Here is a 24,467-nt window from a genome sequence, read left to right as displayed (position 1 = left end):
GACTGTGTGGAATTATTCACGTTGTTAGGGTTCATCATGACAGTTTCTCATATTCTAGGCTATCCCCGCATTGGCGCTCAGCGCGAGCTAAAAAAAGCCACTGAAGCGTACTGGAGAGGCGAGTGCACGCGTAGCGAGCTTGAAAGCACCGGCCGCGAGCTGCGTTTACGTCACTGGCAGGCGCAGCAGGACGCGGGGCTGGATTTCGTTAGCGTGGGCGATTTCGCATTTTACGATCAAGTGCTTAACGTTTCAGTGGCACTGGGGGCGGTGCCTTCACGCTTTAACGCGCAAAATGAAATGGTAGGTGGCGACGTGGATCTCGACACCATCTTTCGTATGGCCCGGGGGAGAGCGCCCAGCGGTGAACAAGCCGCGGCCTGTGAAATGACGAAGTATTTCGATACTAACTACCACTACCTGGTGCCCGAACTGCATGATGGGCAAACCTTTACCCTGGCCTCCAACCGCCTGTTTGATGAAGTGGATGAAGCGTTACGTGCGGGGTTTACCCCAAAAGTAACGCTGACGGGGCCGTTGACTTGGCTGTGGCTCGGCAAAACCAAAGGTGGTGCTTTTGACCGCCTGACGCTACTCGATAGCGTGCTCGACGTATATGGCGAAATATTAGCGCGGCTCGCCACTCAAGGTATTGAGTGGGTGCAGCTGGATGAGCCTGCCTTGGTGCAGGACTTGCCGCTGGCGTGGCAGCAGGCCTATGAGCGTGCTTACCACCGCCTTCAGTCTGCCCCGCTAAAGCTATTGCTAGCCACTTACTTCGGCGGCTTGGGCGATAACCTATCGTTAGCGACCCGGCTGCCTGTGGCGGGTTTGCACATTGATGCCGTGCGCGCTCCCCAGCAGGTGGAAAGTGTGATTGATCGCCTTGGCCCCCATCAGGTGTTATCGGTGGGGTTTGTTGATGGCCGCAACATTTGGCGGGCCGATTTGGCTGCCTTGCGTGAACGCCTGCTGCCGTTAAAAGTGCGCCTGGGCCAGCGGCTCTGGTTGGCGCCAAGCTGCTCGCTGCTGCATGTGCCGGTGGACTTGGCGCAGGAAACAGAGCTCGGTGATGAGCTAATCGGTTGGCTGGCCTTCGCACGGCAGAAGCTAGACGAGGTGATGACCCTGGCCCGCTTGATCGATAACCGCGCCACGCCTGTTGATGAGCAGCGCCTGGATCAGGCCACTCGCGCCTTGGATGCTCGGCGTGAGTCAACCCGCATTCACCAAGCGGTGGTCAGTGAGCGTTTGGCGGCGCTTCGCCCCGCCGATAGCCAGCGTCAGGCACCTTACCCCGTTCGCGCTGAAGCTCAGCGGCGGGCGCTTAAGCTGCCGCTATTTCCCTCCACGACGATTGGCTCTTTCCCGCAAACCGACGAGATTCGGGCCGCCCGGCGCGCCTTTAAAGCCGGTGAGCTGGCACCAGCCGACTACGAAGCCCGCATGCAGGCCGAGATTGCCTACGCCGTTGAGCGCCAGCAAGCCTTGGATATCGACGTGCCGGTGCACGGTGAAGCCGAACGTAACGACATGGTGGAGTACTTTGGCGAGCAGCTCGAAGGGTTTGCCTTTACCCGCTTTGGCTGGGTGCAGAGCTACGGTTCTCGCTGCGTGAAGCCGCCGGTGATTTTTGGTGATGTTTCCCGCCCGGCACCGATGACGGTGCGCTGGAGCGAGTACGCCCAAACCCTGACCGACAAACCCATGAAGGGCATGCTGACCGGGCCGGTGACGATTCTACAGTGGTCGTTTGTGCGTGATGACCAGCCACGGGAAACCACCTGCCGCCAGATTGCCCTGGCACTGCGCGATGAGGTGCTGGATCTGGAAAAAGCCGGGATCAAGATTATTCAAATCGACGAACCTGCGCTGCGTGAAGGACTGCCGCTTCGCCAGCATGAGTGGCAGGCATACCTTGAGTGGGCAGTGGAGAGCTTCCAGCTAAGCGCCGCAGGGGTGGCCAACGCCACCCAGATTCATACCCATATGTGTTACTCGGAGTTCAACGATATCATGGGCGCGATTGCCGCACTGGATGCCGATGTGATCACCATCGAAACGTCGCGTTCTGATATGCACCTGCTGGATGCTTTTCAGGACTTCGCTTATCCCAACGAAATTGGCCCAGGGGTTTACGATATCCACACCCCGAATATTCCCGAGGTGAGCTGGATGGTCGATTTGATGGAGAAAGCGCTGGAGAAGATCCCCGCCGAACGGCTATGGATCAACCCGGACTGCGGTCTAAAAACGCGCAACTGGGCGGAAGTAGAGCCCGCGCTGGCCAATATGGTGGAAGCCGCCAAGGCACTCCGCCAGCGCTATGCATAACGGTTAGAGGTGCAGTTCAAAGCGCGGGGTTTTTTATGTTTAGGTGTATGTTCGATGCCTAGCTTTTAGACGCATAGGCGTAGAGCAGGGTTTCCTGGGCACTGATCGCGTCAGCATCACCTGGGTCTTGTAGTTGATAGCTGCCGTCGGTCTGGAGTAGCCAGCTTTGGCAGTTATCCACCAGGTACGTCTCCAGGTCTTTACGCACCCGGGTAGCGAGCTTCTTATCCAGCAGCGGAAAGCAGGTCTCCACACGGTGGAACATATTGCGCGACATAAAGTCCGCGCTAGAGCACCAGGTCTCTGACTTGCCGTCATTGTGGAAGTGGAACACCCGGGTATGCTCCAGCAGGCGGCCAATAATCGAGCGTACGCGAATATTGTCGGACACCCCCGGTACGCCTGGCTTCAAACAGCACATGCCGCGAATAATCAAGTCGCACTCGACTCCCGCCTGGGAGGCCCGGTAGAGCGCTTTGATTAGCTTGGGTTCGGTTAATGAGTTGCACTTAATGATGATATGCCCACGCTTACCCTTGCGCGCTATCTGCGCTTCCCGGTCGATCATTTCCACCAGTCGCTCATGTAGCGTGAAGGGGGCGTGCAACAGCGTGTCGATTTTGCGTGCCCGGCCCATCCCCGAAAGCTGCTGAAAGACTTTATGCACATCCGCACATAGCGCTTTGTTGGCAGTCAGCAGGCTGTAATCGGTATATAGCTTGGCTGTCTTGGCGTGGTAGTTGCCGGTGCCCAGGTGAGCGTAGTAGCACAGTTCGCCCTTTTCTCGGCGCACAATGTGGAGCATTTTGGCGTGGGTTTTGTAGGCCATAATGCCGTAAACAACGATGGCGCCCGCTTCCTGCAGGCGTGAAGCGAGCTGTAGATTGTCGGCCTCATCGAAGCGCGCACGCAGCTCAATGACCACCGTGACTTCTTTTCCCTGACTGGCTGCTTCTACCAGAGCATTCACAATGGCCGAGTCTGAGCCGGTGCGGTAAAGGGTCTGTTTTACTGCCAGTACATGGGGGTCGCGGGCGGCTTCGCGCAGCAAGTCTTCGATTGGCGTAAACGACTGGAAGGGGTGATGGAGCAGAATGTCGTTCTTGGCGATAGCGTCAAACAGGCTACCCGCTTTGAGCGCTTTGGGAATGCTGGGGGTAAACGGCCGATAGAGCAGCTCGGGGCGATCCACGTCGCCCAGCACCGACATCATGCGCGTCAGGTTGACCGGCCCTTTGACGCGATACAGGTCGTCGCTCTCGAGCTCAAACTGGCGTAGCAGGAAGTTGGTTAAGTCATCCGGGCAACTGTCGGCGACCTCCAGGCGTACACCGCTGCCGTAGCGGCGTGCCAGCAGTTCACCGCGCAGCGCTGAGGCAAGATCCGAGACCTCCTCCGGGTCAACGCTCATATCCGCGTTGCGGGTCAGTCGGAACTGGTAGCAGCCGCGTACGCTCATGCCGGGGAATAGCTCCTCGGCATGGGCATGAATCATTGATGACAGAAAAACATACTCGGAAAAAACCTCTTCGCAAATCTCTTTGGGCAGCGCCATCAGACGCGGCAGTGAACGCGGTGCGGGTAGAATCGCCATTCCGCCGGCGCGGCCAAAGGCATCCTTGCCTTCCAGCTCAACGATAAAGTTGAGGCTTTTATTCACTAAGCGAGGGAAGGGGTGCGAGGGATCGAGCCCAATTGGGCTGATGACGGGCATAATTTCGTTATCGAAGAACTCCTTGACCCAGGCTTTCTGCGCATCAGTCCACTGATCGCGGCGCCGAAAACGCAGCCCGTGGGTTTCCAGCGCGGGTAACAAGGTGTCGTTGAGTATCTGATACTGGCGATCAATTTGGGCATGGGCCAGTTGCGAGATCTCGGCCAGCACCGCTTTGGGCAGGCGGCCATCGGCGGCGGTGGTGTCGTCGCCCAGGGCAATTTGGTGCTTCAAGCCGGCCACACGGATTTCGAAAAACTCATCCATGTTGGAAGAGAAAATCAGCAGGAACATTAACCGGTTGAGCAGCGGGTGGGCGTCGTCTAACGCCTGTTCCAACACGCGGATATTGAACTGTAGGTGCGACAGCTCGCGATTAAAGTAGAGCTGGGTATCGTCAAGATCCGTTTCAGGCAGCACTTCACGCGCTTGAACTCCGGTCGGGGTTCGATTGATCCGTAGTGGCATATCGCCGTCGCTGCTGGTGTGATCAGTAGACGATAGTGGTAGTGAATCTGATGCTTGCTCGTCCATGGTGGATCTCCCCGCGTTGATAGCTCGAAGGTATCATAGCCTGATACTGGTATATCAGTGCAGTATGCGGGGAGAAGATGACAAATAGGTGTCACCTGGTTGTCATCTTAGCGTTGCTGAAGTAAACGCGCGGCGTCGAGGGCAAAGTAAGTCAGAATGCCATCCGCGCCTGCCCGCTTGAAACACATCAACGACTCCAGGATAACCGGTGCCGCTTCCAACCAGCCGTTGTCAAAGGCAGCGCGGTGCATGGCGTACTCGCCGCTGACTTGATAAGCGAAGGTGGGTACCTGTAACTCACTTTTCACCCGGCGAACGATATCCAAGTAGGGCATGCCGGGCTTGACCATCACCATGTCAGCGCCCTCGGAAATATCCATGGCCACTTCGTGCAGCGCTTCATCGCTATTAGCGGGATCCATTTGATAGGTGCGCTTGTCCGCTTTGCCCAAGTTAGCCGCAGAACCGACCGCATCGCGGAAAGGGCCATAATAGTGCGAGGCGTATTTGGCGCTGTAGGCCATAATACGCACGTTATGCAGGTGTTCTTGCTCCAACACCCGACGAATAGCGCCAATTCGCCCATCCATCATGTCGGAAGGGGCGACCACGTCGGCACCGGCTTCTGCATGGGAGAGGGCCTGCTTGAGCAGCGTATCCACGGTGCGGTCATTCTGCACGTAGCCGTGCTCGTCAAGAATGCCGTCCTGGCCGTGGCTGGTATAAGGATCCAGCGCCACGTCGGTGATAATGCCTAGTTCGGGCAGCGCTTCCTTGAGGGCGCGCACACTGCGCTGAACCAGACCGCTGGCGCTATAAGCCTCTTCGGCAAGTTCACTCTTGTGCTCGGGGCCAACCACTGGAAACAGGGCCAGCGCTGGGATGCCCAGCGAATATGCCTCGCGAGCTTGCTCGATCAACAGGTCGATAGAGAGCCGCTCGACGCCGGGCATGGAGGCGACGGCTTCACGTTGATTGTCGCCTTCCAGTACGAACACCGGCAGGATGAGGTCTGACGGCGTCAGGCTGTTCTCCTGCATCAACCGGCGTGAGAAATCATCGCGTCGCATGCGGCGCATGCGGGTGGCGGGAAAATGACGGGCAGTGGGTGTACTCAAGGAGGCTCTCCATTAGACGTCGTAAAAATCAGGTAACGTGAACATTAAGGATAGTAAATAAATATGCCCGAAGGCTTGGAGGGAGTATATCAGCCATGCCTTGCGGCGAAAGCCGCCTTGTGACAATACGACAGACTGACTAAAGTGAGCGATTGCTTTGCTGTATTGCGTTCGGCAGACCCTGGGATAAGGAGATAAGAATGACCAAACAGGTGGCAGTGATTTTAGCCGGCTGCGGCGTTTACGATGGTTCGGAAATATATGAGACCACGCTTACGCTGCTGCGCTTGGATCAGTTGGGGATCGGTTACCGCTGTTTTGCCCCCGATATAGAGCAGCACCATGTGGTTAATCACCTCACTCAAGAGGTGGTAGAGGGTGAACAGCGTAACGTGCTGCTGGAGTCTGCCCGACTGGCGCGGGGAGAGATCAGCCCGCTGGAGGAGTTAGATGCCGACAAGTTTGACGCCGTGATTGTGCCCGGCGGTTTTGGCGTCGCCAAGAACCTGTCGGACTTCGCCAGTGCCGGTGACAGTATGCAGGTGCTGGATGCATTGAAAGCCGCCTTGGTAGGGTTTCGCGAGGAGGCCAAACCGATTGGTTTGATGTGTATTTCCCCCGTCCTGGTGCCCCGCCTATTGGATGAGGGCATTGCGGTGACGGTGGGCAATGACCCGGCGGTTTCCGGGGCTATTAGTGCCATGGGCGGCCTTCACCGTAGCTGCGGCGTAGAAGATATCGTGGTGGATCTTGAGCACCGCGTGGTCACCACACCCGCGTATATGCTGGCAACGCGTATCAGCGAAGCCGCGACCGGTATTTTCAAACTGGTAGACCGCGTTGCAGAAATGATGGATTAAGCTCGCTGCGGTGCTGCAGTGAAAAAGCCGTCGTCATTGTGAATGACGGCGGCTTTAAAGTATCGACGTGGCGAGTTCTGGGTTTAGAGGTCTGCCTCCTGCTCTTCAGCCGCCTCCTTCTCCTCTTTACGCTTGCGCACCAAGCGGCCAAACAGCAGCCCGACTTCGTAAAGCAGGTACATCGGAATCGCCAGCAGGCTCTGAGAAATCACATCCGGAGGCGTTAGCAGCATACCGACCACGAAGCAGCCCAAGATAATGTAGGGACGCTTTTTAGACAGGCTTTCCACCGTGGTGGCGCCCGACTGTATTAATAAAAAAGTCGCAATAGGGATTTCGAACGCTACGCCAAAGGCAAAAAACAGTTTAAGAACGAAGTTCAAATACTGGTTTATGTCGGTCATGACAGCGACGTTCTCCGGCCCGGTTTGGGTGAAGAACTCAAATAGCAGCGGGAAAACCACGTAGTAGGCAAACGCCGCGCCGCCGTAGAACAGCGCAATGCTCGACACCAGGATCGGTATCGCCAGTGCTTTTTCATTGTCGTAAAGCCCAGGCGCGATAAACGCCCAGGCCTGATGCAGCACGAAGGGGATAGCGATAAATACCGCCACCACCAGGGTGAGCTTAAACGGCGCTAAGAAGGGCGAAGCGACCTCAGTGGCGATCATTTGCGAGCCTTCGGGCAGCAGCGCCATTAAGGGCTCGGCAACAAATGTATAGATATCATTGGCAAAGGCGTAGAGGCCCAAAAAGACCACCAAAATCACGATCACGGCGCGCATTAGCCGTGAGCGTAGCTCTATCAGGTGCTCAATAAGGGGGGCTTGGCTCTGTTCTTCCCGCGGCTCCTTTGAATCGCCAGACATACTCATTGGTGATTACGATCCTTTTCAGATTCAGCCTTATTAAGTGCCGTCGACTCTGGGGCATCCGCTTCCGGTTCGGCCTGGCGGGAGGACGCTGCTGATGCGGCGGGCGCGGAAGATGACGGAGGCGTTTCTTCACGCACCGTTTGCAGGGCATCATCCAATCGGGTGCTGGCCTTGGCAACGCGCTGCTCCGTGTCGCTTTGTGCCGCCTCGGTGGGCGGCGTATTGGGCGGCACCGCATCAGAGCGGGCAGGGGTATCGGCAATGCTCTCTACGTCCAGCTTGGCTTTCTTTAAACTGTCATCGAGCTTCTTCTGCTGTTCATTGAGCTTTTGGCGCAGCTCTTCTGCTTCCAGCTGGGCGCTGATTTCACGCTGCATACCGGATACCGTGCGCTTAATTTTGCCAATCCACATGCCTGTCGTACGGGCGGCGCGGGGCAGCCGTTCCGGGCCAAGCACCAGCAGCCCGACGATGCCAATCAGCATCAGTTCAAGAAAGCCGATATCCAGCATGGTTTATTTGCGCTCTTCGTTGCGGTCGCTCGCGGCCTGTTTCTCTTCGGCTTGAACGTCATAAGTGTTGCCAGGCTCTTCATGGCTCACTTTGGCATGGGGTTGGTCGGCGTCTTCTTTATCAGCCTCTTTGCTTTTCTCTTCGTCGTGCATGGCTTTCTTGAAGCCCTTAACCGCCCCACCCAGGTCGGTACCCACGTTACGCAGTTTTTTTGTGCCGAAAACCAGAATGATGATGCCCAGTACAATCAGCAACTGCCAAATACTAATGCCACCTAACATATGCGTTTCCTCATGGGAGCAGATTAACTATCTATTGAGTGCTATCTATTTCAGCGTTATCTCTTTAACCACTGACCCGGTAAATACCAGCTCAATGGCTAGGAGCAGGCTACAGCACATGCGTTACCACTATGCGATAGCCCTATTTAGCCACTATGGCTGGCGGGCGGCTTTTTCCTCGTGTCCGGAAATACCGAAGCGCCGTGCCAGTTCGTCTAAAACGGCCTGATGATCCATTCCCAGGTGTGAGAGCATCACCAGACTATGAAACCACAGGTCGGCGGTTTCAGAAATCAACGCTTGTCGTTCGGCCTCGCTTCCATGCTCGGCATCTTTTGCCGCAAGCACTGTTTCTGTTGCTTCCTCGCCCACCTTTTCGAGTATCTTGTTCAAACCCTTATGATGCAAGGAGGCAACATAAGATTCTTCTGCCGCTGCATGGCGCCGCTGCTTTAACACCTCATTGAGCGTATCCAGCACATTGGTATGGCTAGTCGAATTGTTAGCCGAGAATGCGTTGCTGTCCATGGGAATCCTTGTAAACGTTTAGTGCGTCGCTTTATTGCCATACCAGCAGCAGTAGGCCAATGGCAGCAGCCACTAGTATCGGCCACTCCTGGAGCGCAATCCAGCCGCTTAATGGCTGCCACGCCAATGCCAGCGCTAATAGGATCAAGCCAAGCCGGAGGCGGTAGAGTCGCTTACCCTGGCGGGCCATCTGCACACGCATGGCGCTGATGGCGTCTACCTGCTGATGACGCTGGCGATGCTCATGCTCCATACGGCTTAGCGCCTGGTGAGCCAGTACGGGCAGTTCGGGCAACTGGCGTGAAAGCTCTGGCGCCTGGCGCTTTAGCGACTCCCATAACCCGCTGACCCCGGCACGCTCTTTCATCCACTGCTCTAAGTAGGGCTTGGCGGTGCTCCAGAGATCCAGATCGGGATAGAGCTGGCGCCCTAATCCTTCGATATTGAGCAGCGTTTTCTGCAACAGTACCAGCTGCGGCTGCACTTCCATATTAAAGCGTCGTGCGGTTTGGAATAGCCCTAATAGCACCTGCCCAAAGGAGATATCTTTCAACGGTTTCTCTAAAATGGGCTCGCAGACGGTGCGAATCGCCGCCGCAAACTCATTGGCGCGGGTGTTTTCACCCACCCAGCCGGACTCAATGTGCAGCGCAGCGACTTCATAATAGTCCTGGTGGAAAAACGCCAGTAGGTTGCGCGCCAGGTAGTCCTGGTCTTCCCGGGTCAGGCTGCCGACAATGCCGCAGTCGATGGCAATGTACTGGGGGTCTTCGGGGTTGTCACAGTTGACGAAGATATTGCCTGGGTGCATATCCGCGTGAAAGAAGTTGTCGCGGAAAACCTGGGTGAAAAATAGCTCAACGCCCCGTTCGGCGAGCTTTTTCAGGTTGGTGCCCCGGGCAATCAGGGTATCTAAGTCGGCGACCGGAATACCGCGAATGCGCTCTTGCACCATCACGTGGCGGCGGGTGAAGGGCCAGTAGATGGTGGGTACAAACAGCAGTGGTGAGTCTTTGAAGTTGCGCTTGAGCTGGGAGGTGTTGGCGGCCTCTTTGTAGAGATCCAGCTCGTCAAACAGCGTGGCTTCGTAGTCGCGAATCACTTCTACCGGGCGCAAGCGACGCGCCTCGGGGATTTTGGAAAATAGCTTGGCGACCTGGTACATCAGCGCCATATCCTGACGCATGACACGGTCAATGCCGGGGCGAATGATTTTCACCACCACGTCTTCACCGCCGTGCAGCCGGGCTGCGTGCACCTGGGCAATTGATGCCGAGGCCAGTGGCACCCGGTCAAACTCAGCGAAAGCCTCTTCCAGCGACATCTCCAGCGCTTTCTCGACCCGTGCGGCGGCTTGCTCGCCAGGAAAGGGCGGCACCTGATCCTGTAGGCGTTTCAGCTCATCGGCGATATCTGCTGGTAGCAGATCGCGGCGGGTGGAGAGCATTTGGCCGAATTTAATAAAAATCGGCCCCAGCGCTTCCAGCGACAGGCGCAGACGTTCGCCCCGTGAGCGTTTGCCAACGGGTACCAAGCGGAGCGGAGAGAACCATAGCAGCGCCCTTAGCCACCAGGGCAGTCGCTCTAAGGGTAGCAGCGTGTCCAGTCGGTGGCGGCTGATCACCCAGCTTATCCGCAGCAGGCGCAGGCTCATGGACGCGTCTCCTGTGGCGTGAGCTGGCGCTGTTCCAGGCGCCGCTGTAAGCGGTTTAGGCGTGCTTCCAGACGATCGGTTGCCACCTCTAATTCGGTCAGATGCTCGCGGAGCAGGCTACGCTGCTGCCGGCCTGGCAGCAGGCGGGCCTCTTCAAAGACATATTCAGACACATCCTGCATCAGCTCGTCTTTGGCGCGTAGCCCCCAGCGGGCAGCACGACGCAGCCCTTCGGCCAGCGAGTGGGCGGGCATATCGCCCAGCCAGCGAGCCAGCTCGCTTTCCCAGTCGATATCCAGGTCGAAGAGCAGATCGCGAGTGGCTTCAAGCAGATGGATACGGCCACGCACAGCGAGCTTGCCGTCAAACATAAGGCGCTCAATCGAAGCGCCGCTGATCCACTCGGAAAAGGTTTCCGGAGTGAGTTCCACGACTGCGTCGACGTCGGTTTCATCAACGTCATCACCACGCATCAGGTCGAGCCCGGCGTGATGGTAGTGAATGACCAACGCTAAGTGAGGCTGCTCAAGGCGCACCAGTAGGCGGCTCCCCGCCAGTGCCGCTAGCCGTGCAGGAGCCGCAGGGTCACGGGCGAGTAGAGCGTTAAGCGTGCGTTCACAACCGGCCAGCAGCAGGGTTGGAGTTACCAGCATGCTGACCTCTTGGCTGGCAACGTCAGGGCACAAAACGTCATAGCTTAATGCCGCGGTGCAGGGCCACGATACCACCGGTCAGGTTGGTGTACTCGACCCGCTCAAGCCCGGCCTCTTCCATCATGGCTTTGAGCGTTTCCTGATCCGGGTGCATGCGAATCGACTCCGCCAGGTAGCGGTAGCTGTCGCCGTCGCCCGCCACTAGCTCGCCCATCTTGGGCAGCAGGCGGAAAGAGTACTCATCGTAGGCCTTGGAGAGCAGCGGGTTGTTGGGCTTGGAGAACTCCAGCACCAGCAGGCGCCCACCGGGCTTGAGCACCCGGGCCATGGAGCGCAGCGCGGCGTCCTTGTCGGTGACGTTACGCAGGCCAAAGGCGATGGTAATGCAGTCGAAGCTATTATCGGGAAACGGCAGGCTTTCGGCGTTGGCTTGCACATACTCGACGTTGCCGCCGACACCGTTATCCATCAGTTTGTCGCGGCCCACTTTGAGCATTGAGGCATTGATATCGGCGAGTACCACTTTGCCCCGGGGGCCAACCATGCGGGAAAACTTGAGGGTTAAATCTCCGGTGCCGCCAGCGATATCCAGCACGTGGTGGCCGGGGCGCACGCCTGCGCGCTCGATGGTCATGCGTTTCCATATCCGGTGGATGCCCATGGACATCAGGTCGTTCATCACATCGTAGCGGGCCGCCACAGAGTGGAAAACATCGGCCACGCGGGAGGCTTTTTCTTCAACAGGGACTTCCTGAAAACCAAAGTCAGTGGTGCGTTTTTCTGTGGGGCTCATTGGGCAAGTAGCTCCCGAATTCGAGGCGGAGGCAAATCGACCCTACGTTTTTTGACCTAGGAGCGACGCGATTAAAAGTTAACCCCATTGTAGCCTTCTCCACCCAGGCTTGTCTGCCTGGCTTCTTGTAAGTGGCCTGAGTCAGGTAGTCACAGTTGCTTGAATTGAATGCTGGCGGGTTCCCTTGAGGCTCCGACCTCTTTTAAGCGCTGTAAGTAGTTGTTCCAGTAAGCCTCTTGATGGGTAGCGAGGTCATAGAGGTAGTTCCAGCTAAACAGGCCGCTGTCGTGACCATCATCGAAGTGCAGCTTCAGTGCATAGTTACCCGCCTGGGTAATATTCTGCAGGCCGACATCTTTTTTGCCCACTTGCAGTACCGCGGAGTCACCGCCGTGGCCACGCACTTCGGCAGAAGGTGAGTAGACGCGTAACAACTCCACCGGGAGGCGAAAACTCTCCCCATTAGCGTAGCCAAGCTCCAGCTCGCGGGCCTGTTTATGGTAGTGAACCCGGTTGGGGGTAGGGGCGTTCATGATGAGACCTCATGGCTAAATATCATGACAGCAAGCCCGCAAAGAGCGGGCTTGCTGCTACTGACTATACCAATGCTGATAATAACAGCCGACGCAGCTTACAAAATATACCGCGACAGATCTTCGTCGACGGCCAATTCGCCAAGCTGCGCATTGACGTAGTCGCCGTCAATCACCAGCGGGCTGTCCATATCGCCGCCCCTGAAAGAGGCCTCCTCTAATAGCCGCTCCATCACCGTGTGGAGGCGGCGGGCGCCAATATTCTCGGTGCCTTCGTTGACCTGCCAGGAGATCTGAGCGATACGCTCAATGCCATCAGCAGTAAACTCAACGTCCAGCCCTTCGGTGGCCAGCAGCGCTTGGTACTGCTTGGTCAGCGAAGCAGAGGGCTCGGTGAGAATACGCTTGAAGTCGTTGGGCGTTAGCGCGTCAAGCTCAACGCGGATCGGCAGACGGCCCTGCAGCTCTGGAATAAGATCCGATGGGCGCGACAGATGGAAGGCACCGGAGGCGATAAACAGGATGTGATCGGTCTTTACCATGCCGTACTTGGTCGAGACGGTAGAACCTTCAATCAGTGGCAGCAGATCACGCTGGACGCCCTCGCGGGAAACTTCGCCGCCACTGGACTGACCGCTGCCCTTGGCGACTTTATCGATTTCGTCCAGGAATACGATGCCGTGTTGCTCCACCGAGTAGACCGCACGGGATTTGATTTCCTCTTCGTTAACCAGTTTGCCCGCTTCTTCATCGCGTAGCAGTACCAGCGCCTCTTTCACCGTGACGCGGCGGTGTTCACGCTTCTGCTGGCCCATGTTGGAGAACATACTCTGCAGCTGGCTGGTCATCTCTTCCATGCCCGGTGGGGTCATAATGTCGATGCCTGGGCCCTGGGAGGCGATTTCGATATCGATTTCTTTATCGTCCAGCTGCCCTTCGCGAAGCTTCTTGCGGAAGGTTTGGCGGGTGCCGCTGTCTTCGCGGGGCTTATCTTCCTGACCCCGCGGCGGTGGTAGAAGGGCGTCCAGCACGCGATCTTCGGCAGCATCTTCGGCGCGGTGGCTAACCTCTTCCTTGGCCTGCTCGCGCACCATCTTGATCGCCGCTTCCATGAGATCGCGAATAATCGACTCGACATCACGGCCCACATAGCCGACTTCGGTAAATTTGGTGGCTTCGACTTTAATAAACGGCGCTTTAGCCAGCTTGGCCAAACGGCGAGCAATCTCGGTTTTACCCACCCCCGTGGGGCCAATCATCAAAATATTTTTAGGGGTGACTTCCGGGCGCAGGTCATCATCGAGCTGCATACGGCGCCAGCGGTTACGCAGGGCGATAGCGACGGCGCGCTTGGCATCCTGCTGGCCAATAATGTACTGGTCTAGAGCGTGAACAATTTCGCGGGGTGTCATCTGAGTCATATAAGTAACCTTTGTGGGCAGTGAGCGGCGTTTGGGGATCGCGGGGATAGATCAGCGATCATCAATCGACAGCTCTTCGAGGGTCACGTGGTGGTTGGTGAATACACAGATATCACCAGCGATCGAAAGCGACTTCTCGGTAATTTCACGCGCCGACAGCTCGGTGTTCTCCAGTAGCGCTCTGGCGCTAGCCTGGGCGAAGTTGCCGCCTGAACCAATGGCAATAATGCCGCGCTCGGGTTCGACCACATCGCCGTTACCGGTAATAATCAGCGAGGCGCTGTGATCCGCGACGGCAAGCAGCGCTTCCAGGCGGCGCAGCGCCCGATCGGTGCGCCAATCTTTGGCAAGCTCAACCGCTGCCTTGGTCAAATGGCCCTGGTACTTTTCCAACTGCGCTTCAAAGCGTTCAAACAGTGTAAAGGCGTCCGCGGTACCACCCGCAAATCCGGCCAGTACCTTGCCGCGGTAGAGGCGGCGAACTTTGCTGGCGTTACCCTTCATTACGGTATTGCCCAGCGATACTTGGCCGTCGCCAGCGAGGGCGACCTGATTTCCACGGCGAACGGAGACAATAGTGGTCATGGAGATAACTCCTTGGGGGGAGACGCGCTCCCGATGACTGGCTGATCACTTACTGTTTAGCAAACTGTTCCTGAAAGCGACCGTTGTGTAAGCATTCACAACAAAATGCGGGCGGCTGATAAAAAATCAACCGCCCGCCTTAGATCCAGAGGGAATTCTCAGTTTTGCAGTTGGATAAGCAGTGGCTCGATACCTTGGGTATTCATTAAATCCTGAGCCCGGTTCAGTTCGCGGGTGTCCTCGTAAGGCCCTACTTGTACCCGGTGCCAGGTATTGCCATCCGCCTTTACTTCGCTGATTTCCGCCAGCAGGCTCAAATTACGCAGTCGGCCGCGCAGCTGTTCGGCGTCGCTTGCCTCACGAAATGAGGCCGCCTGAAGCATATAACGCCCTGGGGTATTGGTGGCCGCTTCATTCTGCTGGGCTGCCGAGACCTGATCTTCAGGCCGGGTATTGGCGGCGATGACCTGAGCGATAGGGTCGTCACCTGCGGCACCCAAGGCTGCACTGGTATCGACTGCTTGTTCGGGAGCCTCAGGGCGCACCACGCTTGAGGGCAGCGACACACCCGGGGCAATGACCTCGGTTTCCGGCAGTAGGGTATAAAACTCAAACGTTGGCATGGACGGCTCGGCGGCCTCCTCGGTTTCCCGAGCGGCAGCGCGCTCTTCGCTGCCAGAGGGCTTGGGCATCACCGTGGCCTGGGGAGTGTCGCTCGGCTGCTCTTGCCAGGGAGCCGTACCGTGTTGGTGCTGCGCCAAGAAGAAACCTGCCGCCATACCGGCAAGGCCCCACAGCCAGCCGGGCAAGCGAAAGCCCCCGCCTGAGCTGCGCTTGGGCTTGCGTTGGGAGGTGGCGCCGCGGCGGGGGGCGGCCTTTTTGCGCGGGCTAGCCATTGCTCACATCTCCTCTGGGGCGCTAACCCCCATTAAATCAAGCCCGTTGCGCAGCACTTGACGGGTGGCGAGGCCCAACGCCAGGCGCGTGTTGCGCAGGGTGTCGTCCTCAACCATGACTTTGACGGCGTTGTAGCAGGTGTGGAAATCGCCGGCAAGATCGAGCAGATACTGAGCAACCTGCTGGGGTTCGCGGTTTCTGGCAGCGGTTTCCACGACTTCAGGGAAGCGCGCTAGCCGGTTAAGTACCGCTTTCTCCTGGTCGCTGTCCAGCAGCGCCAGGTTGGCAAGTGCCAGGGCGTGATCAAAGGGCTGGCCGGCATCCTGGGCTTTGCGCAGCATGCTGCAGACCCGGGCGTGGGCGTACTGGATGTAGTAGACCGGATTGTCGTTGGACTGCGAGCGGGCCAGATCAATATCAAAGGTGAGCTGTGAGTCTGCGCGGCGGGCGGCGAGGAAGAAGCGCGTGGCATCGCGGCCGACTTCGTCGATCAAGTCGCGGACGGTGACATAGCTACCGGCACGCTTGGAGAGTTTTACCTCAACGCCAGAGCGAGTGACCATGACCATCTGATGGAGCACATAGTCGGGCCAGCCTTTGGGGATGCCCACCTCCAGTGCCTGTAAACCGGCGCGTACGCGGGTGACGGTGGAGTGGTGGTCGGCGCCCTGTTCATTGATCACGGTTTTGAAGCCGCGCTGCCATTTGTCCAGATGGTACGCCACATCGGGCAGGAAGTAGGTGTAGCCGCCGTCGCGTTTGCGCATCACGCGGTCTTTGTCATCGCCGAAGTCGGTGGTGCGTAGCCACATGGCGCCGTCATCTTCATAGGTATGGCCCGCGTTCACCAGTTTCTCAACGGTCGCCTCTACCTTACCATCCTCATAGAGGGATGATTCCAGAAAATAGACGTCAAACTCGACGCCAAAGGCTTTAAGATCCAGATCCTGTTCGCGACGCAGCCACGCCACGGCGAACGCTTGAATGGCGTCCAGATCGTCAGGGTCGGCTTTGGCGGTGACTTCGCGGTCATCGGCACTGACTGTTTTGCCGGCCAGGTAGTCGTTGGCCACATCGACGATATATTCACCGCGATAGCCATCTTCAGGCCAGCTCTCATCGTCAGGGCCCAAGCCTTTGACCCGCGCTTGTACCGAACGAGCCAGGTTGGTGATCTGGGCGCCTGCATCGTTGTAGTAGAACTCGCGGGTGACATCAAAGCCGGTGGCTTCGAGCAGGCGACAGAGGCAGTCGCCAATCGCTGCGCCGCGGCCATGACCTACGTGGAGCGGGCCGGTGGGGTTGGCGGAAACGAACTCGACCTGCACCTTCTCACCTTTGCCCACCATGCTGCGGCCAAAGGTATCGCCACAGTCGAGTACCTGGGCAACGATTTGCGCCGCGGCATCAGCGGCGGCAAAAAAGTTGATAAAGCCGGGGCCCGCAATCTCGGTTTTTTGGATGGCGTCGCTTTCTGGTAGCGCTTCCACCAGTGCGTTGGCTAGTTCACGCGGATTTTTGCCTGCCGGTTTGGCCAGCATCAGCGCCAAGTTGGTGGCGTAATCGCCGTGGGCCTTGTCTTTGGTTGGATCCACTTTGATGGTGGGCTGAAGGTCGTTGGGCAGCACGCCTTGGTGCTTGAGCGCGGTGAGTGCGCCTTCGAGCAGTGAAACTATCGTCTCTTTCATGTAGGTATCCGGTTACGTCTATGGCGGCGTGTGCTAACGCGCAGCAGTAAAGGTGCGTCGGCAAAGCGGCTATTATCGGCAATTGAGCCGCAGTTTCAAAGCCATGTTGCTAAACAAGTGCTAAGCAAGGGTTTGTGGGTCGATATCAATCGACCAGCGTACCTTGCGTGCCTCGCGGTTGGCTTCAAGCCACTGCACCAGCCAGCTAACGGCAGGGTGTAGTTGGCTGCGTTTATGGGCTGTCAGCATAACGTGTAAATGGTAGCGGTTTTGGCGTCTTTCCATTGGGGCGGGCACCGGCCCCAGGCAACGGGTGGCGACACCGCTCTCTTTTAACCACTGGCGCAGGGCCTGGGCGGCCTGCTGCGCCATAGCCAAAGCGGCCTCCTCTTTGGGGCTTTCGATGCGTAGCAGCGCCATAAAACAGAACGGGGGCAGTTGGGAAATGCGCCTCTCTTCCAGCATATTGCGCGCCAGCGCCCCGTAGCCATGCTCAGCCAGTTGGCCCAAATGAGGGTCGTCGGGGTGTAGCGTTTGCACCAGCACGCGGCCTGGGTGGGCGGCGCGACCAGCTCGGCCCGCTACCTGTTCGAGCAGTTGGGCGCTGTGTTCCAGGGCGCGAAAATCAGCGGCGTAGAGGCCACCGTCGGCATTGACCACCACCACCAGCGTAACATGGGGTAGATGGTGGCCCTTGGCGAGCATTTGGGTGCCAACCAATACGCAGGGTTCACTCCGGTGTATCTCTTTTAGCACTTGTTCAAAGCTATCTTTCCGCCGCGTGCTGTCGCGGTCGATGCGGTAAATGGTGGTTTTGGGGAACAGCGTCTGCAGTGTCTCTTCGGTACGTTCTGTACCGCTACCCAGGGCGCGCAGGTCGCCGCTGCCGCACTCGGGGCAGGCATCCGGCAGGGCGCGGCGGCTATCGCAGTGGTGGCAAGCCAGTAAGGGAGGTTGGCGGTGTAGCGTCATGCGTGCGTCGCACTGATTGCAATCGGCGATCCAACCGCAGGCGTGGCAGGCAAGGGTTGGGGCAAAACCGCGCCGGTTGATAAAAATCAGTACCTGTTTACCAGCGCTCAAGGTGCTTTTAATAGCCTTGATGGCGCCAGGAAGCAGCCCCCCCTGGCGGCGCTGGTGGCGTAGGTCGATCAACTCCAGCTTGGCCGGTGGGTGCTGGCTGGGGCGTTGGGTTAAACGAAGATGGCGATAGGCGCCGCTAAGCGCCTGATGCAGGCTCTCCAGCGAAGGCGTGGCGCTGCCCATCAGCAGTGGGATTTTATGGTAGTGAGCTCTGGCCACCGCTAAATCCCGGGCGTGGTAGCGCAAGCCGTCGTGCTGTTTGTAGGAGCCGTCGTGCTCCTCATCGACAATAATCGCCCCGGGGTTGGCCAGCGGGGTGAAAATTGCCGAGCGGGTGCCAATAATAATCAGCGCCCGACCGCTGGCGGCGGCCTCCCACACGTCTAGCCGCTCTGGGTCGGTGAGGCCTGAATGCAGTGCCACCACGGGCACCCGAAAACGGTTTCTAAAGCGGGCGAGCGTCTGGGGGGTTAAGCCAATTTCCGGCACCAATACCAGCGACTGTTTGCCTTTGGCGGCAATAGCTTCAATTAGTTGAAGATAGACTTCGGTTTTACCGCTACCAGTGACGCCTTCGAGCAAGCAGGGGTGATAGCTATCGAGCTTTTCGTGCAGTGCTGCCAGCGCCGTGGCCTGTTCGCGATTAAGGGGGAGTGCCGGTGTTGCCAACAAGTTGCCGCTGGGGGGCGCTGGAGCAGTGAGAATGTGCTCCTGACTCGTGGCCAGGCCTTTTTTCTCCAGCGCCAGTAGCTGATCGCGGGCAAAACCGTGGGCGCTAACCGCACGGCTGGGTAGGCCGTGCGGGTGTTGGCGCAGCAGCGAATATAGCTCGGCTTGTTTGGGGGCTCGGCTGAGTATCTCTTCTGCGCCTTCGCCCTGGGCGAGCCATAGGGTTTGGGTGCGCCCCGCCATGGGATGTCCCTGGCGTAGCCGTGCTGGCATGGCGTGGTGCAGGGTGTCGCCCAGGCTGTGCTGGTAGTAACGGGCGGCAAAGCGGCATAGCCATAGCCAATCTTCCGGCAGAGGGGCATCATCAAGCGTTTCACTAATCGCCCGGAGTTGGCTGCGCGGCAGGTCGCTGCTGTCAGCCAGTTCGACCACCACGCCAACCACTTCGCGCCGTCCAAACGGCACCCGCACGCGCAGGCCCGGCTGCCAGCCGCAGGAGGGTACTTTCCTGGATGGCAGGTAGTCGAACAGGCGGCGCAGCGGCGAGGGTAGGGCTACTTTAAGCACCTGGCCGGGTGCTTGAGCAGATCCTTGAAAAGATGCCTGTGAAGAAAAGGAGTCAGCCAATTGGCCTCCGGCGTTAGTTTTGCTAGAATATGCGACCGCTCTGAATCTTAACGATCTTTATCGATCTATTGTAAAGGTCTATTGCTAAGATCTGTTGCAAAGAACCATCGTAACGACAGAGCGGCTAACCGGTTAGTCGTTTTTTCCAAACCCGTATGCGGTACTTGGCAAGAGATCAGGTGGCGGCATACAGCTTAGTGAGGCTCGAAATGAGACAAGGTATTCACCCGAATTACAACACGGTCACCGCCAACTGTTCTTGCGGCGCTACTTTCCAGGTAGGTACGACCTCTGGTCAGGACTTCTCTTTGGATGTGTGCTCCAACTGCCACCCGTTCTACACAGGTAAGCAGAAGCAAGCGACCACTGGTGGCCGCGTAGAGCGCTTCAACAAGCGTTTCGGCGCTGCTGTTAAGCGCGGCTAATCCCAGCCGGATAGCCATATCGCCAGCCTGCCTGTGCATTTCAGGCTAGGTTCGCGCAAAACCCACGCCTAGGCGTGGGTTTTTGTGCGCTGGATATATACTTGCTGCATGGGCTTTATGTGGAAAAAATTTCCATAAATGCTGCCATGCAGCAATAAGTAAAGCGTTATGAATAAAGCCGGTTTGCATAAGTTTCTGCAAATAGTGGCTAAAAGTGACGAATATGAAGGTAAAATTCAGTTAAACGAGCGTTTTGTTGTAAGTTGACGGCGCGCTTGAGGCGCTATGGTTTTTTCTATATTCTGAAACGACTTATCTACTTTATGTTAACTGGACTCTGACCATGACGGATGCAAATAAGCAGGCTGCTTTGGATTATCACGCGAAACCGATTCCCGGTAAGCTTTCGGTGGAGTTGACCAAACCCACCGCGACGGCGAGGGATTTGGCACTGGCGTATAGTCCGGGCGTGGCTGAGCCAGTGATTGAAATCGCCCGGGATGCGGAAAATGCCTACCGCTATACCGGCAAGGGCAATCTGGTCGCCGTGATTACCGATGGCAGCGCTATTCTGGGGTTGGGTAATCTGGGCCCGTTGGCGAGCAAGCCGGTGATGGAAGGCAAAGGCGTGCTATTCAAGTGCTTTGCTGGCATCAACTCAGTGGATATCGAAGTGGATGCGGAGAGCCCCCAGGCGTTTATCGATACCGTGGCGCGGATTGCCGATACCTGGGGCGGCATCAATCTTGAAGATATCAAGGCGCCGGAGTGTTTTGAAATCGAGAAAGCGCTGATCGAGCGCTGCAGTATCCCGGTATTTCACGATGATCAGCACGGCACCGCGATTGTCACGGCGGCTGGGATGCTGAACGCGTTGGATATTGCTGGCAAAAAAATCGAAGACGTTAAGATTGTTTGCATGGGCGCTGGTGCGGCGGCGATTGCCTGTATGCGCCTGCTGGTCTCCTGTGGTGCAAGTAAAGAAAACCTTGTAATGCTGGATCGGCGTGGCGTTATTCATACTGATCGCGAAGGTATCAATGAGTATAAAGCTGAATTCGCCCGCGATACCGAGATGCGTACCTTAGATGATGCTATCGATAACGCTGACGTCTTTATCGGCCTGTCAGGTCCGGGGCTGCTCTCTGCTGAGCAGGTTAAGAAAATGGCGCCAGATCCGGTGATTTTTGCCTGCACTAACCCAGATCCGGAAATTCACCCTGACGTGGCCCGCGAAGCGCGCCCTGATGTCATTATGGCGACCGGCCGTTCGGACTTCCCGAACCAGGTCAACAACGTGCTGGGTTTCCCGTTTATCTTCCGCGGCGCTTTGGATGTTCGAGCCACGCGCATTAACGAAGAGATGAAGCTGGCAGCAGTACATGCCCTGAAAGATCTGGCCCGTGAGCCGGTACCCCAGGAAGTGTTGGACGCCTACGAGCGCACCGAGATGAGCTTTGGTCGCGAGTACATCATCCCCACGCCTGTCGATATTCGCCTGCTGGCGCGGGTTACCTCGGCGGTTGCCCAAGCCGCGGTTGATTCTGGCGTAGCGCGTAAGCCATTTCCAGCGCACTACCCGCTGCAGTCAATTAATGACGTTTACGGCGGCTGAATCGCTGCGCCCAGGCTTATCCTTACGCGCTTCTTAGCGGGCGTAAGTGTTTTGAGGAGGTATGTCCGTTAGTCTTTTGCATAGCGCGTTAGTCCCTCCTGAGCGGTAGAGGCCACTAGGCGGCCGTCGCGGCTGTAAATATGCCCCCGTGCCAACCCTCGGGCTCCGCCTGCCCAGGGTGAGTCGATAACGTATAGCAGCCAGTCGTCCAAACGGGTGTCCTGGTGGAGCCACAGGGCATGGTCAAGGCTGGCGATGCGTAGCTTGGGGTCGCGGTACTCAATGCCATGGGGAAGCAGGCTGGTGGTTAGCAGATTGAAGTCTGAGGCGTAAGAGAGCAGGTGGCGGTGCAGCGCCGGGTCGTCCGGCAGCGTGCCGGAAAGACGAAACCATAGGCATTGGCCTGCTGGCGTGCCGCTGTCGGGGTTGCCAGGGAGATGCACAAACTCAATTGGGTGGCCTGGGAAGCGCTCGTGCTTGGCCTCGCCGTTTTTAATTAGCGCTTCGGGTGCTGGCACATTGGGCATGGCGCGCTGATGGCTAAAGCTCGCCTCTTCGCTTTGAAAGGAGGCGCTGCAGAAGAAAATGGGTCGGCCTTTTTGAATGGCAGTGACGCGGCGGGTGGTGAAGCTGCCACCATCGCGAATAGTATCCACTTGATAGACAACGGGACGGTGGGGATCGCCGGGACGCAGAAAATAGCCGTGTTGAGAGTGGGGGCGGCGCTCATTGGGCACGGTGCGTGCGGCGGCTGCCAGCGCCTGACCGAGCACCTGACCACCATAGAGTTGAGGAAAGCCTAGATCCTGACTCTGGCCACGATATAGCGTCTCTTCCAGTGTCTCTAGCTCTAGTAACGCTACCAGTTTATTCAGCGCGTCTGTCATTCTCGGTATCCTTGCGGCTGTCTCTATAAGAGGCTGTCGGTGGAAGTGAGTTGCCACGTCAAGGGCAGCCCTTTCATACGATCGTTTAGCTACCTTAGCGGAGTTTACGTTTATGCGCAGCGATGAATTTTACATGCACCGGGCGCTTGACCAAGCCCATCTGGCTGCTGCGGCGGGCGAGGTGCCCGTGGGGGCGGTGGTCGTCGATGCGCAGGGGGAGATCATTGGCGTCGGCTGCAATGCGCCGGTGGCCAGCTGCGACCCTAGCGGTCACGCGGAAGTTCGTGCCCTGCGCGCAGCGGGCCAGCACCAGGGTAATTATCGCCTTGAAGGGTGCACCCTGTTTGTCACCTTAGAGCCGTGCATGATGTGCGCAGGGGCGATGATCCATGCACGCCTGGCGCGGCTGGTGTATGGCGCCGCCGAACCCCGAACTGGCATGGTCGAATCCAAAGCTAACCTGTTGGCGCAGCCGTGGTTCAATCATCAGGTAGCGGTGACGGGCGGTGTATTAGCGGCACCCTCGCAAAAATTGCTGAAGCGTTTTTTCACCGCGCGACGTGATCAACTGAACCAGAAATAATTAATTAAGCGGCGGCACAAGCTCGAACAATAGCAGTGGATCATCGTTGACAGGTGTTTGTTCTAATTGGAAAAACTGCTGACGGCTACGCTCAACATACTCAATCATTTCGTAGTAGCGCCGGATGTTGCGTACGTATATTACCGGCTCCCCGCCCCGGGCGTAGCCGTGACGCGTTTGGCTATGCCATGCACGCTGTTGCAAGAGCGGGAGCGCGGCGCGTACATCCACCCAACTGTCGGGGTTGCCAGCGCGCATTTCGGCGATCTTGCGAGCGTCGTATAAATGCCCCAGGCCTACATTGTAAGCAGCCATGGCCATAAACAGCCGGTCATCGCCGGTGATGCTTTCCGGTAAGCGATCCTTGATGCTGCGTAAATAGCGGGCACCGCCATCAATGCTCTGGGCCGGATCGGTACGGTCGCTGATGCCCATTTCACCGGCAGTGTCATTGGTCAGCATCATTAAACCGCGTACACCGGTCGGCGAGACGGCGTCAGGATCCCAGTGAGACTCCTGGTAGCCCACGGCCGCGAGTAACTTCCAATCAAACCCCGTTTCCCGAGCAGACTGCTGAAAGAGGTCTCTGTAACGGGGCAAGCGCGCGTCCAGGTGATCAAGAAAGGTGCGGGTGCCGACATACTCTAAGTAGTCGTCATGGCCAAAATAGCGACTTACCAGCCGATCCAGCGTGCCGCTCTCCTGCAGGTCTTGGAGGAAGCGATTAGCGGCCTCAAGTAACCCTAAGCCGCGACCACTGGGCACCGCCCACGCCATGGAGAGCGGGTCGCCGAGGATAAAGCCGCGTTCAACGTTAGGAAAAAACAGCCGGTTTAAACGGAATTGATGCTCAAAAATAACCGCTGCGTCCAAGGTGCCATTCTCAACCCGGGCCAGTAGTTCGGCGACTTCCAGTTCGTGAGACTCTTTCCAGCTCAGGGTGGGGTAGCGGTTCTGGAGGTCGCGCAGCGCTTCGCTGGTACCCGCTTCGCTAAGCGTACCAAGCTCCAGGCCGACCAGGTCGCCCGGCTCACTGATGCCATTAAGGCCGCGCCGGTAGACGACCAGTGGCTGCATTTGAATAATCGGTCGGGTGTAGTAAATGCCGGAAGGGTTAGGTAGCAGCGGTAGTGCTGCCGCGCCCAGGTCGCCGCTCTCACGTACCGCCGGCAGCACACTTTCAGGGTGGTGGCGGGCGTTAAGGTTAAGACTCACCCCAAGGTAATCGGCAAAACGGTGCATCAGCTCATACTCAAAGCCGGTAGGGCCTTGGCGACCCTCGTAATAAGTAGTGGGTGTGTTACGGGTGTGGACGGTAATAAAATCTTTTGCAGTGATCTGCGTCAGGTGCTCGCCGGGAGGAATCAGGGAGAGCGTCGGCACCAGCGTCAAAAGCGTAATAGCTATCAGCGCATAATAAGCGCTGGCTCGGGCTACAAAGTGTCGGCAAATCAACGTCAGCATGGCGTCTTGTCGGCATGAAACAAGCTGCCACGATACCCAGCCAGGGGCAGGCTGTCACCTTGTTGATTTCGTGTGGCGGGTGGTTTCCAGTATCATAGGCAATTTTCGGCACCATAAAAGCATGGCCGCATAG

General features: G+C 57.6%; 22 protein-coding genes. 5 read left to right on the top strand and 17 right to left on the bottom strand.

What is annotated here, in order from left to right; all coding sequences use genetic code 11:
* Positions 1-36 precede the first annotated feature (36 nt).
* Positions 37-2,334: a 5-methyltetrahydropteroyltriglutamate--homocysteine S-methyltransferase gene (gene metE / locus OM794_RS17455; protein WP_226250675.1), complete on the top strand. Its 2,298-nt coding sequence runs from the start codon at positions 37-39 to the stop codon at positions 2,332-2,334.
* Positions 2,335-2,392: 58 nt separating this feature from the next.
* Here metE and ppk1 read toward each other — a convergent pair whose 3' ends face one another.
* Both ppk1 and hemB read right to left on the bottom strand, forming a co-directional pair.
* Positions 2,393-4,582, bottom strand: coding sequence for a polyphosphate kinase 1 (gene ppk1, locus OM794_RS17450; RefSeq protein WP_226250674.1), 2,190 nt, complete (start codon positions 4,580-4,582; stop codon positions 2,393-2,395).
* Positions 4,583-4,689: 107 nt separating this feature from the next.
* The gene (gene hemB, locus OM794_RS17445) at positions 4,690-5,700 is read right to left on the bottom strand and encodes a porphobilinogen synthase (protein ID WP_226250673.1); all 1,011 of its coding nucleotides are present in this window, start codon (positions 5,698-5,700) and stop codon (positions 4,690-4,692) included.
* Positions 5,701-5,900: 200 nt separating this feature from the next.
* Here hemB and elbB point away from each other — a divergent pair, with 200 nt between their 5' ends.
* Positions 5,901-6,560 carry an isoprenoid biosynthesis glyoxalase ElbB gene (elbB, locus tag OM794_RS17440; protein ID WP_226250672.1) on the top strand — a complete coding sequence of 220 codons (660 nt, stop codon included), beginning with the start codon at positions 5,901-5,903 and terminating at the stop codon, positions 6,558-6,560.
* An 83-nt stretch (positions 6,561-6,643) separates the two neighbouring features.
* Here elbB and tatC read toward each other — a convergent pair whose 3' ends face one another.
* The 13 genes from tatC to OM794_RS17375 all read right to left on the bottom strand — a co-directional run bounded on the left by tatC (position 6,644) and on the right by OM794_RS17375 (position 19,360).
* Positions 6,644-7,435, bottom strand: coding sequence for a twin-arginine translocase subunit TatC (gene tatC, locus OM794_RS17435; protein WP_226250671.1), 792 nt, complete (start codon positions 7,433-7,435; stop codon positions 6,644-6,646).
* Entirely contained in the window at positions 7,432-7,947 is a 516-nt protein-coding gene (tatB, locus tag OM794_RS17430) for a Sec-independent protein translocase protein TatB (RefSeq protein ID WP_226250670.1), read from the bottom strand. Before tatB ends, tatC begins: the two co-directional genes overlap by 4 nt.
* A gap of 3 nt (positions 7,948-7,950) precedes the next feature.
* Entirely contained in the window at positions 7,951-8,229 is a 279-nt protein-coding gene (tatA, locus tag OM794_RS17425) for a Sec-independent protein translocase subunit TatA (protein WP_226250669.1), read from the bottom strand.
* 153 nt (positions 8,230-8,382) lie between these two features.
* Entirely contained in the window at positions 8,383-8,757 is a 375-nt protein-coding gene (locus OM794_RS17420) for a phosphoribosyl-ATP diphosphatase (RefSeq protein WP_211594671.1), read from the bottom strand.
* Between the two features lie 31 nt (positions 8,758-8,788).
* Complete coding sequence (ubiB, locus tag OM794_RS17415; RefSeq protein WP_226250668.1) at positions 8,789-10,411, bottom strand: ubiquinone biosynthesis regulatory protein kinase UbiB; 1,623 nt, start codon at positions 10,409-10,411, stop codon at positions 8,789-8,791.
* Positions 10,408-11,064, bottom strand: a complete 657-nt coding sequence (locus tag OM794_RS17410; RefSeq protein WP_226250667.1) for an SCP2 domain-containing protein — start codon at positions 11,062-11,064, stop codon at positions 10,408-10,410. Before OM794_RS17410 ends, ubiB begins: the two co-directional genes overlap by 4 nt.
* A gap of 37 nt (positions 11,065-11,101) precedes the next feature.
* Positions 11,102-11,857: a bifunctional demethylmenaquinone methyltransferase/2-methoxy-6-polyprenyl-1,4-benzoquinol methylase UbiE gene (gene ubiE / locus OM794_RS17405; protein ID WP_088699364.1), complete on the bottom strand. Its 756-nt coding sequence runs from the start codon at positions 11,855-11,857 to the stop codon at positions 11,102-11,104.
* A gap of 149 nt (positions 11,858-12,006) precedes the next feature.
* Positions 12,007-12,390, bottom strand: a complete 384-nt coding sequence (locus tag OM794_RS17400; RefSeq protein ID WP_226250666.1) for a gamma-butyrobetaine hydroxylase-like domain-containing protein — start codon at positions 12,388-12,390, stop codon at positions 12,007-12,009.
* A 98-nt stretch (positions 12,391-12,488) separates the two neighbouring features.
* Positions 12,489-13,811, bottom strand: a complete 1,323-nt coding sequence (hslU, locus tag OM794_RS17395; protein WP_226250665.1) for an ATP-dependent protease ATPase subunit HslU — start codon at positions 13,809-13,811, stop codon at positions 12,489-12,491.
* 51 nt (positions 13,812-13,862) lie between these two features.
* Positions 13,863-14,396, bottom strand: coding sequence for an ATP-dependent protease subunit HslV (gene hslV / locus OM794_RS17390; RefSeq protein WP_007113850.1), 534 nt, complete (start codon positions 14,394-14,396; stop codon positions 13,863-13,865).
* A 158-nt stretch (positions 14,397-14,554) separates the two neighbouring features.
* On the bottom strand, positions 14,555-15,292 hold the full coding sequence (locus tag OM794_RS17385; RefSeq protein ID WP_226250664.1) for an SPOR domain-containing protein: 738 nt from the start codon (positions 15,290-15,292) through the stop codon (positions 14,555-14,557).
* Between the two features lie 3 nt (positions 15,293-15,295).
* On the bottom strand, positions 15,296-16,981 hold the full coding sequence (gene argS / locus OM794_RS17380; protein ID WP_226250663.1) for an arginine--tRNA ligase: 1,686 nt from the start codon (positions 16,979-16,981) through the stop codon (positions 15,296-15,298).
* Positions 16,982-17,101: 120 nt separating this feature from the next.
* On the bottom strand, positions 17,102-19,360 hold the full coding sequence (locus OM794_RS17375; RefSeq protein ID WP_226250662.1) for a primosomal protein N': 2,259 nt from the start codon (positions 19,358-19,360) through the stop codon (positions 17,102-17,104).
* 209 nt (positions 19,361-19,569) lie between these two features.
* Between OM794_RS17375 and rpmE the strand changes: the two genes are divergently transcribed.
* Both rpmE and OM794_RS17365 read left to right on the top strand, forming a co-directional pair.
* On the top strand, positions 19,570-19,785 hold the full coding sequence (rpmE, locus tag OM794_RS17370) for a 50S ribosomal protein L31 (RefSeq protein ID WP_064234439.1): 216 nt from the start codon (positions 19,570-19,572) through the stop codon (positions 19,783-19,785).
* Positions 19,786-20,128: 343 nt separating this feature from the next.
* The gene (locus OM794_RS17365) at positions 20,129-21,400 is read left to right on the top strand and encodes a malic enzyme-like NAD(P)-binding protein (RefSeq protein WP_211594675.1); all 1,272 of its coding nucleotides are present in this window, start codon (positions 20,129-20,131) and stop codon (positions 21,398-21,400) included.
* A 68-nt stretch (positions 21,401-21,468) separates the two neighbouring features.
* Here the strand turns inward: OM794_RS17365 and OM794_RS17360 are convergent, their stop codons facing one another.
* The gene (locus OM794_RS17360; protein WP_226250661.1) at positions 21,469-22,287 is read right to left on the bottom strand and encodes an acyl-CoA thioesterase; all 819 of its coding nucleotides are present in this window, start codon (positions 22,285-22,287) and stop codon (positions 21,469-21,471) included.
* Positions 22,288-22,399: 112 nt separating this feature from the next.
* Between OM794_RS17360 and tadA the strand changes: the two genes are divergently transcribed.
* Entirely contained in the window at positions 22,400-22,870 is a 471-nt protein-coding gene (gene tadA / locus OM794_RS17355; RefSeq protein ID WP_226250660.1) for a tRNA adenosine(34) deaminase TadA, read from the top strand.
* On the opposite strand, the gene mltF is transcribed toward tadA, so the two are convergent.
* Positions 22,871-24,334, bottom strand: coding sequence for a membrane-bound lytic murein transglycosylase MltF (gene mltF, locus OM794_RS17350; RefSeq protein ID WP_226250659.1), 1,464 nt, complete (start codon positions 24,332-24,334; stop codon positions 22,871-22,873). It abuts the gene before it with no gap.
* Between the last annotated feature and the right edge of the window lie 133 nt (positions 24,335-24,467).

It is taken from the genome of Halomonas sp. BDJS001, from assembly GCF_026104355.1.
Classification (GTDB): domain Bacteria; phylum Pseudomonadota; class Gammaproteobacteria; order Pseudomonadales; family Halomonadaceae; genus Vreelandella.
The sequence above is the reverse complement of the archived record's forward strand: the minus strand, read 5'-3'. Positions and strand labels throughout refer to the sequence as shown.